Origin of the sequence: Pseudomonas sp. GGS8, assembly GCF_024168645.1 — a bacterium.
Lineage (GTDB): Bacteria > Pseudomonadota > Gammaproteobacteria > Pseudomonadales > Pseudomonadaceae > Aquipseudomonas.
On the sequence record NZ_JALJWF010000001.1, the window covers coordinates 4049261 to 4063807 of the forward strand.

The following is a 14547-nucleotide window of genomic DNA, read 5'->3' on the forward strand; positions in this document are numbered from 1 at the left end:
TGGTCGGCGGCCTGGCAGCTGACCCGTGAGCAGCGCCAGCCGTACCTCGGCCAACCGATTGCCAACACCACGCTGTACATTTTGGGCGATGACCTGGCGCCGAACCCGGCGGGCTCGATTGGCGAACTGCTGATCGGTGGCGACGGCCTGGCCCGTGGGTATCACGACCGTGCGGCGATGACCGCCGAGCGCTTTCTCCCCGATCCGTTCGGCAACGGTACGCGGCTGTACCGCACCGGTGACCTGGCGCGCCATCGTCACGACGGCGTGCTCGAATACATGGGGCGCATCGACCATCAAGTGAAGATTCGCGGTTTCCGCATCGAACTGGGTGAAATCGAAGCGCGTCTGCTGGAGCAGCCAGCGGTCCGCGAAGTCGCGGTGCTGGCGCAGGAAGCCCTGGGCAGCCAGCAACTGGTGGCCTATGTGGTCGCGCCGCAACTGGACCTCGATGCCGCCGACGATCAACTGCGCCTGCGCGATGAACTCAAGGCGCGGCTCAAGGCATGTCTGCCGGAATTCATGGTCCCGGCGCACCTGCTGTTCCTTGCCAGCCTGCCGCTGACGCCTAACGGCAAACTCAATCGCAAGGCGTTGCCAGCGGTGGATGCCAGCCAGTTGCAGGCGCGTTATGTCGCGCCGCAGAGCGAACGGCAACAGCAAGTCGCCGCCATCTGGCAGGACGTGCTGAAACTGGAGCGCGTGGGCCTGACCGACAACTTCTTCGAGCTGGGCGGGCACTCCCTGCTGGTGACCCAAGTGGTGTCGCGGGTGCGTCGGGTGCTGGACATCCAGGTGCCGCTGCGCAGCCTGTTCGAGCACAGCACCCTGGAGGATTTCGTCCGGGCACTGGGCGTCGAAGCCGGTGAGCAGTCACCGCCGATGGTCCGGGTCGACCGTGACCAACCACTGGCGCTGTCCTTTGCCCAGGAGCGGCAATGGTTCCTGTGGAAAATGGACCCCGACAGCGCCGCCTACAACATTCCGACTGCGCTGCGGATGCGCGGCGAGCTGGACAAAAATGCCCTGCAACGCAGCGTCGAGGCGCTGGTGGAGCGCCACGAAAGCCTGCGCACGGCGTTCGTCGAGGAAGGTGGCCGCACCTGGCAGGTGATCCGCCCGCAAGGTCGCGTGAGCTTTGTCGAACAACGCCTGGCTGCCAGCGATGAAGCGAGCATCAAGGCCTTCGTCGAACAGGAGACGCAACGCCCGTTCGATGTACTCGACGGCTCGTTGGTGCGCTTCGTTCTGCTGCCGGTGGGCGAGCAGGATCACGTGCTGATTCTGACCCTGCACCACATCGTCTCCGACGCCTGGTCGTTGCAGGTGATGATCGACGATTTGATGGCCTTGTATGCGGCGCTCAGCCAGGGCCGGCCGGCCGCACTGCCGGCATTGCCGGTGCAGTACGCCGACTACGCGGTGTGGCAGCGCCAATGGATGGCCGCCGGTGAACGGGATCGGCAGTTGGCCTACTGGCGCGAAAAACTCGGCAGCGAACAGCCGCTGCTGGAGCTGCCACTGGATCATCCGCGGCCGGCGCAGCAAAGTTTCCGTGGCGCGCGTCTGCCGATCACCCTCGACGAATCCCTGAGCAATGCCCTGAAGGCCTTGGCCCGGCGCGAAAACGTCACGCTGTTCATGCTGTTGCTTGGCTCGTTCCAGACCTTGCTGCATCGCTACAGCGGCCAGGCGGATATCCGCGTCGGCGTGCCGATTGCCAACCGCAACCGGCTGGAAACCGAGCGTCTGATCGGTTTCTTCGTCAACACCCAGGTGCTGCGCGCGGAGTTCGATGGCCAACTGACGGGTGCTCAACTGCTGCAACAGGTGAAGCAGACGGCCATGGCGGCGCAGATGCATCAAGACCTGCCGTTCGAGCAACTGGTCGATGCGCTGCAACCGCAACGCAACCTGAGCCATAGCCCGCTGTTCCAGGCGATGTTCAACCATCGCAGCGAAGCGGCCTCAACGCTGGCCGAATCCTTGCCGGGCATCGAGCTGGCAAACCTCAGTTGGGAACACCGCACCGCGCAGTTCGACCTGACCCTGGACACCAGCGATAACCCGCAAGGCCTGCACGCGTCGCTGACCTACGCCACTGATTTGTTCGAGCCATCGACTATCGAGCGCATGGGCCGGCACTGGCTGAATCTGTTGCAGGGCCTGGTCGAGGACATCCACCGTCCGGTCGGGCAATTGGCGTTGCTCGATGACCGCGAGCGGCAACTGACGGTCGTGGACTGGAACGCCACCGCTGTCGACTACCCGTTGCATCGCAGCGTGCAGGCGCTGATCGAAGAACAGGTCGGTAAAACCCCGCAGGCGTGTGCGCTGGTGTTTGCTGAGCAACGCTTGAGCTACGCCGAGCTCAATGGCCGCGCCAACCAATTGGCTCACGTGCTGATCGAGCAGGGTGTCGGCCCGGATGTGCTGGTGGGCATCGCGGTCGAGCGGTCGGTGGAAATGGTCGTGGGTCTGTTGGCGATTCTCAAGGCCGGCGGTGCTTATTTGCCGTTGGACCCGGAATACCCGCAGGAACGCCTGGCCTACATGTTTGAAGACAGCGGCATCCGGTTGCTGCTGACCCAGAGCCACTTGCTTGAGCAATTGCCGATCCCGACCGGCATTCGCAGCCTGGTGCTGGATCAGGACGGCGACTGGCTGGAAGGCCGCAGCGATGCCAATCCTGGCATTGACCTCGACGGGGAAAACCTTGCCTATGTGATCTACACCTCGGGCTCCACCGGCAAACCCAAAGGCGCCGGCAACCGTCATTCGGCACTGGTCAATCGCCTGTGCTGGATGCAACAGGCCTATCGGCTCGACGCCACGGACAGCGTGTTGCAAAAAACGCCGTTCAGTTTCGACGTGTCGGTCTGGGAGTTCTTCTGGCCGCTGTTGACCGGCTCGACACTGGTGGTGGCCGCGCCGGGCATTCATCGTGATCCGGCGCAGTTGATCGAGCTGATCACCGCGCAACGCATCACCACGCTGCACTTCGTGCCGTCGATGTTGCAAGCGTTCCTGCAAGACCCTGCGGTGGGCCAGTGCGCCAGCCTGACCCGGATCGTCTGCAGTGGCGAAGCCCTGCCAGTGGATGCGCAGCAGCAAGTGTTTGCCAAGCTGCCGAATGCCGGTTTGTACAACCTCTACGGCCCGACCGAAGCGGCCATCGACGTCACGCACTGGACGTGCATCGAGGAAGGGCGCGACAGCGTGCCGATCGGTCAGCCGATCGCCAACCTGGGCACTTACATTCTCGATCACGAGTTGTCGCCGGTGCCGGTGGGCGTGATCGGCGAGTTGTACCTGGGCGGCGAAGGTCTGGCCCGGGGTTATCACCGTCGCCCTTCGCTGACGGCGGAGCGCTTTGTCACCAGTGCCTTCGGTGACGGCCAGCGTCTGTACCGCACCGGCGACCTGGCGCGTTATCGCGCCGACGGGGTGATCGAATACGCCGGGCGCATGGACCATCAGGTGAAAATCCGTGGCCTGCGCATTGAGTTGGGCGAGATCGAAGCGCGTTTGGCCGAACACGCCGAAGTCCGCGAAACCGTAGTGATCGCCCAGGACGGCACGCTGTTGGTGGCGTATGTGGTGCCGGCCCGCGATGCATTGCTGCACGCCGACGATGAAACTCGCAACGCCTTGCAGCGCCGCCTCAAGGAACACCTGAGCCAGACATTGCCGGATTACATGGTCCCGCAGCATTGGCTGTGGTTGGAAAAAATGCCGGTCAGCCCCAACGGCAAGTTGGAACGCAAGGCGTTGCCCAAGGCCGACACCACGGCCAGCAGCAAGGTTTACGTCGCCCCGATCAGCGCCACCGAGCAGGCGCTGGTGGCGATCTGGCGAAGCGTGCTGGGTCGGCCGCAGGTAGGGATCAACGACAACTTCTTCGAGCTGGGCGGCGATTCGATCATCTCGATTCAGGTGGTCAGCCGGGCGCGTCAGGCGGGGATTCATTTCAGCCCCAAAGACTTGTTCCTGCACCAGAACGTGCAAAGCCTCGCGGCGGTGGCGAAGGTCGGCGACAGCGGCTTGCGCATCGACCAGGGAGCGGTCACTGGCGATACGCCGTTGCTGCCATTCCAGCAGTTGTTCTTTGAACGCGACATAGCCGAGCCGCACCACTGGAACCAGTCGGTGCTGCTCAAGTCCGCCAAACCGCTGCACGCCCAACACCTGGAGCGTGCGTTGCAGGCACTGGTCCGCCATCACGACGCGTTGCGCCTGGCCTTCACCCGTCAGGGCGACAACTGGACCGCGCAGCATCGCTCCCTGGCCGAGCAACAGGCGCTCTGGCAACAGTCGCCGCTGCTGTGGACCGCCGAGGTTACCGATGCGGCGGCACTCGAACAGTTGGGCGAACAGGCCCAGCGCAGCCTCGAACTGGCGAACGGTAATCTGCTGCGCGCGGTGTTGGCGAACATGGCCGATGGCAGTCAGCGACTGTTGCTGGTGATCCATCACCTGGTGGTCGACGGCGTGTCCTGGCGCATTCTGCTCGAAGACCTGCAACAGGCCTATGAGCAGTTGCAGGCCGGCGCAGCGCTCAAATTGCCGGCCAAGACCAGCGCCACCCAAACCTGGGCGCGACGCTTGCGACAACACGCCGACAGCCCGGCGATGCAGGCTCAACTGACGTTCTGGCAAGGGCAATTGCAGGGTTCACGCAATGACTTGCCCTGCGATCGACCCCAGGGCGAGTTGCACAATCGCCACGCCTTGCATGTGCACACCCGTCTGGACAAACAGCAAACCCGGCAACTGTTGCAGGAGGCACCGGCGGCCTATCGCACGCAGGTCAATGACCTGCTACTGACGGCGCTGGCGCGGGTGATCGCCGACTGGACGGGCGATGCATCGACCCTGATCCAGCTCGAGGGCCATGGCCGCGAAGCGCTGTTCGACGAACTCGATTTGAGCCGCAGCGTGGGCTGGTTCACCAGTCTGTTCCCGGTCCGGCTGACCCCGGCGAGCACGCCGCAGGACTCGATCAAGACGATCAAAGAACAACTGCGGACGATCCCTGATAAAGGCCTGGGCTTTGGCGCGCTGCGCTACCTGGGCAACGACCGCACTCGCCAGGCGCTGCAAGCCTTGCCCGTGCCGCGCATTACCTTCAACTACCTGGGCCAGTTCGATGCCGGGTTTGGCGACGAGGCGGGTGCATTGTTCACCCCGGCCAGCGAATCGGCGGGCGCGGAGCAAAGTCCGCTGGCGCCGCTGGACAACTGGCTGACCCTCAATGGCCAAGTGTATGGCGGCGAATTGAGTATCGGCTGGACGTTCAGCGGGCAGATGTTCGATCCGTCGACCATCGAGCGATTGGCGCAGGCTTATGCGCGGGAGCTGGGTCTGTTGATCGAACACTGCTGTGAGGCTCGGCATCAGGGGCTGACACCGTCGGACTTCCCGCTGGCCGGGTTGACGCAACGCCAGCTCGATGCGTTGCCCGTGACGCCACGCCAGGTCGAAGACATCTACCCGCTGTCACCGATGCAGCAAGGCATGCTGTTCCACACCCTCTACGAGCAGCAGGCCGGCGATTACATCAATCAGCTGTGCGTCGATGTCGAAGGGTTGCAGGTCGAGCGTTTCCGCGAGGCCTGGCAAGCGGCGCTGGATGCGCACGATGTGCTGCGCAGCCGTTTTGTCTGGGACGGTGAATTGCAGCGGCCACTGCAAGTGATCCACAAGCGCTTGCCGCTGCCGTTCACCTTCCTTGATTGGCGCGGGCAGAACGACCTGCCACAGGCGCTCGAGGCGCTGGCTGATGCGCAACGGCAACAGGGCTTCGACCTGCGTCAGGCGCCCCTGCTGCGCCTGGTGGTGGTACAAGTCGCCGCCGAACGCTTTCAGCTGATTTACACCAGCCACCACATTCTGATGGATGGCTGGAGCAACTCGCAGTTGCTGGGCGAAGTGCTGCAACGCTACAGCGGCCAGGCGCCGGTGATCGCGGCGGGGCGTTACCGGGATTACATCCAGTGGCTGGCGCAACAGGACGTGCAGGTCGCCGAGCACTTCTGGAAAGACCAACTGGCGGACTTCGAAGCGCCGACTCGTCTGGCCGACGCGCTGGTTTACCGTGGCAACCAGGCTGGCCTCGATTCCCAGGGCGAGCATTTCCTGACCCTGGACGCCGCGGTCACCGATGACCTCAACACCTTTGCCCGAAGCCAGAAAGTCACCGTCAACACGCTGGTTCAGGCCGCGTGGCTGCTGTTGTTGCAGCGCTACACCGGGCAGGACACCGTCAGCTTCGGCGCCACCGTGTCTGGCCGTCCGGCGCAGTTGAGTGGGGTCGAGCAGCAGATCGGCTTGTTCATCAACACCTTGCCGGTCATCGCCAGCCCCCGCGCCGAACAACCGTTGGCGCAGTGGTTGCAGCAGGTGCAGGCACAGAATCTGTTGCTGCGTGAGCAAGAACATACGCCGCTGTTCGACATTCAGCGCTGGGCCGGGCAGGGCGGTGAAGCCCTGTTCGATAACATCCTGGTGTTCGAGAACTACCCGATTTCTCAGGCGCTGGAGAAAGGCGCGCCGCAAGACCTGCGTTTCGGCGAGGTGGCCAGGCATGAGCAAACCAACTACCCGTTGACCCTGGCGGTGAGCCTGGACAGCCGGTTGTCTGTGCATTTCAGCTATCAGCACCGCCGTTTTGCCACGGCCACCGTGGCGACACTGGCCGCGCAGTTGCGGCACCTGTTGATCCAGATGAGCGCCAGCGCCGAGCGTTGTCTCGGCGAGTTGGAGTTGCTGGACCAAGCGGAACAGCAACAGCTACTGCGCGACTGGAATCACAACGAAGTCAGTGGCGTCGAGGAACTGTGCATTCACCAGATGATCGAGCGTCAGGTCGCCGAGCAGCCGCACGCGTTGGCCGTGACCTTCGGCAATCGGCAGCTGACGTATGCCGACATCGACGCGCGGGCCAATCGCCTGGCGCACAAGCTGATCGAGTGTGGTGTCGGCCCGGAAGTCCGCGTTGGCGTGGCGATGCAGCGTTCCGACCATTTGCTGGTGGCGCTGCTCGCGGTGCTCAAGGCCGGTGGCGCCTATGTGCCGCTGGACCCGGATTATCCGGCCGATCGCCTGGCCTACATGCTTGAAGACAGCCGTGCCCTGGTGCTGCTGACCGAACAGGCTGTCGCGGCAACATTGACCGTGACGGCGGGCAGCCAAGTGCTGCTGATGGACGCCGCCGAGCCGTGGCTGGCCGCTTACCCGAGCAACGCGCCGGTGACTGCGGTGACCCCGGACAACCTGGCTTACGTGATCTACACCTCCGGTTCCACCGGCAAGCCCAAAGGCGTGGCCATCACCCACCGCAATGTGTTGGCGCTGATGGATTGGTCGCGGTTGGTGTACAGCCGCGACGACATTCAAGGGGTGTTGGCCTCAACGTCGGTGTGCTTTGACCTGTCGGTGTGGGAGCTGTTTGTGACCCTGGCCAACGGTGGCTCGCTGATCATCGCCCGCAATGCGCTGGAACTGCCGCACTTGCCGGCGCGGGAGCAGGTGCGGCTGATCAACAGCGTACCGTCGGCCATTGCCGCGTTGCTGGATGCCGGGCAGATTCCGCCGAGCGTGCGCATCATCAACCTGGCCGGTGAGCCATTGAAGCAGCGCCTGGTGGAGACGTTGTACCAACAGGCGCACATTGAGCATGTCTACGACCTGTATGGCCCGTCGGAAGACACCACCTATTCCACCTGGAGTCGCCGCGAAGCCGGCGGCACGGCGAACATCGGCCGGCCGCTCAACGGCACCGCCAGCTATTTGCTGGGGGCCGATCTGCAACCGGCGCCGCTGGGCGCATCGGCCGAGCTGTACCTGGCCGGTGCCGGCATCACCCGCGGTTACCTGGGGCGTCCGGCGATGACCGCCGAGAAGTTTGTGCCGAACCCGTTTGCCGGCAATGGCGAACGCATGTACCGCACCGGTGACCTGACCCGTTATCAGGCCGACGGCACGTTGCAATACGTCGGGCGTATCGACCATCAGGTGAAAGTGCGTGGCTTCCGCATCGAGCTGGGGGAAATCGAAGCCCGCCTGCTGCAGGCGCCAAACGTGCGACAGGCGCTGGTGGTGGCGCATTCGGGCGCGTTGGGTCAGCAGTTGGTTGCCTACGTGGTGTTCGACGACCCGGCGCTGGCGCTTGGCGCTGCCTCGACGTTGGCCGTACTACGCGAACAACTCAAGGCGCATATCAAGGAAAGCCTGCCGGATTACATGGTGCCGGCGCATGTGCTGTTCCTCGAAAGCCTGCCACTGACACCCAATGGCAAAATCGATCGCAAGGCGTTGCCGAGCATTGATGCCAGCGCATCGTCGCGGGACTTTGTCGCCCCGGTCGGCGAACTCGAAGAGCAGATTGCGACGGTCTGGCAGAACGTGCTGGAGCTCGACCGGGTCGGTCGCGAGGATCACTTCTTCGAGTTGGGCGGGCACTCGTTGCTGGCGACTCAGGCGGTTTCGCGGCTGCGCAAATTCACGGCCGGTGCTTTGAACTTGCGTGACCTGTTCAACCATCCGCGCCTCAAGGATCTGGCGACCTGGATGCGTCAGCAGCAGGACGCGCCTACGACGGGTGCAGGTGCTGGTTCCGTGGCACTCAAGGCCCACGGCATCAAGCAACGTGCGCCGCTGTCGCTGGTGCAGCGCCGCTTGTGGATCGCCGAGCAACTGTCCGGCGGCTCCTCCGCCTACGGCATGCCGATGGCGTTGCGCCTGCGCGGCGAGCTGTCGGTCGAGCGCCTGTTGGGCAGCTTCGCCGAAGTGGTGCGCCGCCATGAAGTGCTGCGCACTGCGTATATCCAGGACGATGAGGGCGATCCGATTGCGCTGATCGCCGAACAGGTCGAGCTGGATTTCCCGGTGATCGACCTGTCCGGGCTGTCGCGCAGTGCTCAGGAAGAGCAGGTGGCGCAAGCGACGCTGGACAACGCACGCACACCGATCGGTCTGGAACAGGCGCCACTGTTGCGCGGGCGGATCCTGCACCTGGGGCCGACCGAGCATGTGTTGCTGTATGCCATGCACCACATCATTTCCGACGGTTGGTCGATGGGGGTTTTGATCAACGAACTGGTGCAGATTTACCACCGTGCCGAGCACGGCGACCTGACGCCACTGCCGGCGCTGGAGGTGCACTATTCCGACTTCGCGTTGTGGCAACAGGCGCTCGAGGAACAAGGGATCCTGGGGCAACAGGCCGCGTACTGGAAAGACCGGCTCGCCGGTTACAGCGGGCAAGTGACACTGCCATTGGATAACCCGCGCGGCCTGACGCCGTCCTATGCGGGCGACGCGGTGCGGTTCCAACTCACCAGCGCTCTATCCAGCGCTTTGCGCAAGCTGTCGATGGAGGCGGGCGTCACCTTGTACAGCACGCTGCTGGCATCGTTCCAGGTGCTGCTGCATCAGGTCAGCGGTGGCGCTGATGTGCTGGTCGGCGCTGACGTCGCGGGCCGTGAGCAGCCGGAGCTTGAACGGCTGATCGGCTTCTTCGTCAACATCCTGCCGTTGCGTTCGCGGTTCGCGGCCGGCGTGGCGTTCTCGAACTTCCTCGCGCAGACCCAGGAAACCCTGCTCAGCGCCCTGGAACATCAGGACTTGCCGTTCGACATGATCGTCGACGCCTCGGGCGTGCCGCGACACAAGGGCATGAACCCGCTGGTGCAGGTGTTGTTCGTGATGAACAACCTGCCGGGCCGCACCCAGGCCATGGGTGGTTTGAGTGTGGAAGCGCTGCCGGCGCTGGAGACCCATTCTAAATTCGACATGGCGTTGTTCGTTGACGATGAAGAAGGGCAATTGCTGGGTACTTGGCAATTCGCCACAAGCTTGTTCGGACACGAGCGCATTCAGTTCCTGGTCAAGGCCTGGATAGCCCTGTTGGAACAGATCGTCGCTGATCAGGACATTCAATTGGGAGCTATCAGCATGCCAGTCGACAACCGCGCGGTGGCCGCCATGCCCGCCGCCGCCCCGGGACCCAAGGCCGACAAACTCGGCAAGTTCCTCAAGCGTTCCGCAACGCCAGCCGCCAAAGCCCGGCCAACGCCGGTACGTGAATCGCTGCTGGTTGCACCGCAGCGGTTTCCGTTGCTGCTGGAGCCGAACGAGCCGCACCTGGACGTGATCCAGTGGATCAAGCACAACCGGCCACTGATCGAACAGAAACTGGCCGAGCACGCCGGCATTCTGTTCCGTGGTTTCGAATTGGACGGCATTCAGGGCTTTGAAGCCTTTGCCGAAGCGATCCAACCGGGGCTCTACGGCCAATACGGCGACCTGCCGAAGAAGGAGGGCGGCAAGAACACCTACCGCTCCACGCCGTACCCGGAACGCAAGATGATCCTGTTCCACAACGAGAGTTCGCATCAGGACCGCTGGCCGCGCAAGCAGATGTTCTATTGCGAGCAGGCGGCGCCCGTGGGCGGTGCGACCCCGGTGGTCGATTGCCGATTGATGTACGAAAAACTGCCGGCGGACCTGCGTGAGAAGTTCGAAGACAAGGGCTTGCTCTACGTGCGCACGTTCACCGACAAGCTCGACGTGTCCTGGCAGCATTTCTTCAAGACTGAAGATCGCGCCGAGGTCGAGGCCCGTTGCCGGGCCGGGGGTATCGAATGGCGCTGGCTCGACAACGATGAGTTGCAGACCCGTACGCCGGGGCCGGCGATCATCCGTCACCCGGTCACTGGCGAGAAGTCGTTCTTCAATCAGGTGCAACTGCACCACATCTATTGGCTGGAGCCGGATGTGCGTGAAGACCTGCTGTCGATGTTCGGTCTGGAACGCATGCCGCGGCACGTCTATTACGGCGATAGTTCGCCGATCGAAGACGAGGTGATGCAGCGCATCGGAGAGTTGTACGAAGCCTGCGCGGTGCGTTTCGACTGGCAAAAAGGTGATGCGATCCTGCTGGACAACATGCTCGTGGCTCACGCCCGTGACCCGTTCGAAGGCCCGCGCAAAATCGTCGTGGCCATGGGCGATATGTTCGACCGCAGCGCCCTGGAAAGCGCAATGAACACCGAGGAAACCGGAGCATGAACGAGGTATCGATGGACGCGCAGGACCAGGGTTACGCCTTGACCCCCGAACAGCAAGGGTTGCTCGAGCAACTGCCCAAGGCTCCGGCCTGCAGTGATGCGCTGCATTGGCTGGAAGTGGACATTGCCGGTGTGCTTGACCCGCAACGTCTGCAAGCGGCACTGGATGCGCTGTTGGCCCGGCAACCGATGCTGGTGCCACGCTTGGCCAAGGCGCCGGGTTTTCATGGCCTGCGCCAGTTCGCCGGGGGCGCCGAACGCTTCCCGTTGACGGTGCAGGCACGCCAGGCAACGGCGGCCGAGATTGAGGCTCAAGTCGCCGAATGGGCGGCGCGCTCGTTTGTCGCCGGTGAGTCGGAGAACGTTCAGGCGATGCTCTATCGCCTGGCGGACCGTCACTGGAAACTGCTGCTGGGCGTTGCCCGGCACTGCGTCGATGACAGCGGCTTGCGGCTGATTTATCAGCAACTGTTGCGGGCATATGAGCAGGGGCCGGTCGATGACGAGACCGGGGAATTCAGCCAGTACCTGGAATGGCGCAGCGAAGTGGTGCTCGATGAGGATGCGGCCAGTGCGCGGACTTACTGGCAACAGCACCTGCACGGCGCGGAGGTCGACCTGTCCACCCCATGGCTGGGCTACCGGGTTGCAACCGCTGAAGCCTGCACGTCGACAGCGCGGTTGACCACCACGCTTGAACCCGCGCTGCACAACGCGCTGCAGCAGTTGGGAGGCGCGCTGGAACAACCGCTGAAGGTGGTGATGCAAGCCGCCTGGTGGCTGCTGTTGGCGCGTCTGGGTGGCAATGAACAGATGCTGGTTGGCGTGCGGCACGACAGTCGCGACGATTACGAATATTTCGCCGACGCCGTGGGGGTTTTCGAGAAAACCCTGCCGCTGCACCTGTCGCTGGCGACGAGCCCCTCGTTCAGCGCCTGGGTCAGCCAACTGGCGGCGCGCCTGGATGAGCACCGTGCCTGGCAGGAATACTGGTCGCCGGAACTTGCACCCACAGCGGCCAGACCGGCCTATGGTTTCGCGGTCTGGCAGGCACCGCAGCCGGAGACTTCAAGCGCACTACGGTGGACACCCGTGCAGCGTCCAGCGGCTCGGCAAGCTCAATGTGAATTGCTGCTGCAGCTCGAATCGGGCGAGTCGGGCAACCTGCATCTTCATTACGCCGCGCCGCGCTACTCGACTCAAGCGGTCGAAGGTTTGATGGTGCAGTTCAGCGTATTGCTGGCGAGCATCGTCGCCAATCCTCAGGCCGAGCCGGGCCAACTGGCGTTGCTGGGCACCGCCGAGCAACAGCGCTTGCTGGCAATCAACCCGCCACTGCGGCCACTGGCTGATGGCCGATACCTGCCACAGCGCATTGCCGATTGGGCGCATGCCACCCCGGACACCGTTGCGCTGACCGACGCGCAGCAACAGCTGAGTTACGGGCAATTGCAGGCGAATGTCGAGGTGTTGGCCAAGGCCTTGAAAGCCCAAGGCCTGGCCCGTGGATCGATCGTCGCGTTGGCGTTGCCGCGCTCGGCGGATCTGGTGGTGGCGATGCTGGCGGCCTGGCGTGTCGGTGCCGCGTATCTGCCACTGGACCCACAATGGCCGGTGGCGCGTCAGGTGATGATGCTGGAACAGGCGGGCGCCGATTGGCTGCTGGTGGATGCCGCGCAAATCGATCAATGGCACGGTCATGCGCTGAGCGTCTGCACACTGAACCAATTGCTTCAATCGGCGGACCTTTCGGTTCCGGCCATCGAACTCGATACGCAGGGCAGCGATGCGGCCTATGTGCTGTTCACCTCGGGCTCCACCGGCGTGCCCAAAGGCGTGGTGATCGAGCATCGACAATTGCTCAATTACACCGCCCATGCCAGTCAGGCCCTGGGGCTGGATCAATGCAAACACGTCGGCTTCACCTCCAGCGTGGCGGCGGACCTGGGCAACACCGCGTTGTTTGGCGCCTTGTTCAACGGTGCGACGCTGCATGTGGCCAGTGACGAGCAGATGCAGGACGGTCGGTTGTTCGCCGACTACCTGAAACAACAGGAGATCGATTGCCTGAAAATCGTTCCGTCGCACCTCGCGGCATTGCTCGACAGCGACAGCCCGCCAGTGCTGTCCACGCTAATTCTCGGTGGCGAACCGATTGCCCCGGCGCTGCTTGAGCGTATTGCCCGGTTACGCCGCGATTGCCGGGTGTTCAATCACTACGGCCCGACGGAGGCGACGGTGGGTGTGTTGATTCATCCGCTGGTGTTGGACGGCGGAATTCAAGCAACTGCCGCCCTCAGTCAGGTGCTGGGGAACAATCAGGTGTACGTCCTCGACGATCGCCTGCAACTGGCCCCGGTCGGGGTGTTGGGCGAGTTATACCTGGGCGGCGCGCAATTATGCCGTGGCTACGTCAATGCCGAGGCCGACGCGCAGGTGTTCATTCAGAGCCCATTCAACCCTCAGGAGCGCCTGTATCGCACCGGAGACTTGGCGCGCTATCGCCCGGACCTGGCGATCCAGCTGCACGGCCGGCGCGATCAGCAAATCAAGGTGCGTGGGTTCCGTATCGAACTGGCGGAGATCGAGGCCCAATTGCTGAGCCTGCCTCAGGTGGCTGAAGCCCTGGTGTTGCCAGGGGCGACGGCCGAGCAGGGGATGCAAGCCTTCGTCGTGCCTCATCAGCCCCCTTCGCCGGCCTTGCTTGAGACGGTTCGCAGCGAGTTGGCCCAGCGCCTGCCCGCGGTGATGTTGCCGCAGCAGGTGCAGTTCATCGAGGGTTTTCCGCGGCTGGCCAATGGCAAAATCGACCGCAAGGCTTTGCAACAACTCAGCGCAAGCCTGGCTGACGACGACGGTCAGGCGCCCCGCGATGCGCTCGAACAATTGCTCGCGGCTCGCATGGCGCAGTTGCTGGGCGTTGAGCGCCTGGGCATTGATCGGGACTTCTTCGCTGCCGGCGGCCATTCGCTGTTGGTGATCAAACTGGTGGCCGGTATTCGCAAGTTGTTGCAGTGCGAAATCCATCCCGGTGTGGTGTTTGATCATCCGACGGTGGCGGCTCTGGCAGTGGCATTGCGCTCGCGCGAAAGCAGCCCCGGTCAACTGGAAAAACTGGCCCGGACGCGGTTGCGCCTGGACAGCATGAGCCCGGAAGAAAAAGCCTTGTTGACGGAAAAAGCCCGGCAACTGCACAACGCCAAAGCGGCACAGAACCACTGAGAACCGCGGAAACAGAAAGGCCGACGCCCAAAGCGTCGGCCTTTTTTTTAGCAGTGTCGTTAATGATAAATAAACTCATTCCGGTTTCTGCGCGGTGCTACGTCTTACTAAGGTATGCAGACAATTCGGGTCGGGCAGGGTAGCCCCAAGGTTCGGGTTTGTAGGGCAGAACACGATTTTGCCGTTGTCCAGACAGATGACCTGCGCCCGGGGAGGGGCCGGGTCGATCGCCAACTGGCGTGCTGCCCCTGAG

2 protein-coding genes (1 of these 2 running past the window's edge) are annotated in these 14547 nt (G+C 63.3%); both read left to right on the forward strand.

Annotated elements, in window-relative coordinates:
• On the forward strand, positions 1–11073 hold the 3' portion of the coding sequence (locus J3D54_RS18320) for a non-ribosomal peptide synthase/polyketide synthase (protein ID WP_253421052.1). The gene continues 2427 nt to the left of window position 1, outside the view; 11073 of the gene's 13500 nt are visible here — the last part of the coding sequence; its start codon lies beyond the left edge, outside the window; its stop codon occupies positions 11071–11073.
• Positions 11070–14294 carry an amino acid adenylation domain-containing protein gene (locus J3D54_RS18325; protein ID WP_253421055.1) on the forward strand — a complete coding sequence of 1075 codons (3225 nt, stop codon included), beginning with the start codon at positions 11070–11072 and terminating at the stop codon, positions 14292–14294. The genes J3D54_RS18320 and J3D54_RS18325 overlap by 4 nt, the downstream gene beginning before the upstream one ends.
• Positions 14295–14547: the final 253 nt, after the last annotated feature.

What these genes read in the sequence shown, in the direction of transcription:
- J3D54_RS18325 (WP_253421055.1), top strand. Translation starts at nt 11,070, where the DNA reads ATGAACGAGGTATCGATGGACGCGCAGGACCAGGGTTACGCCTTGACC.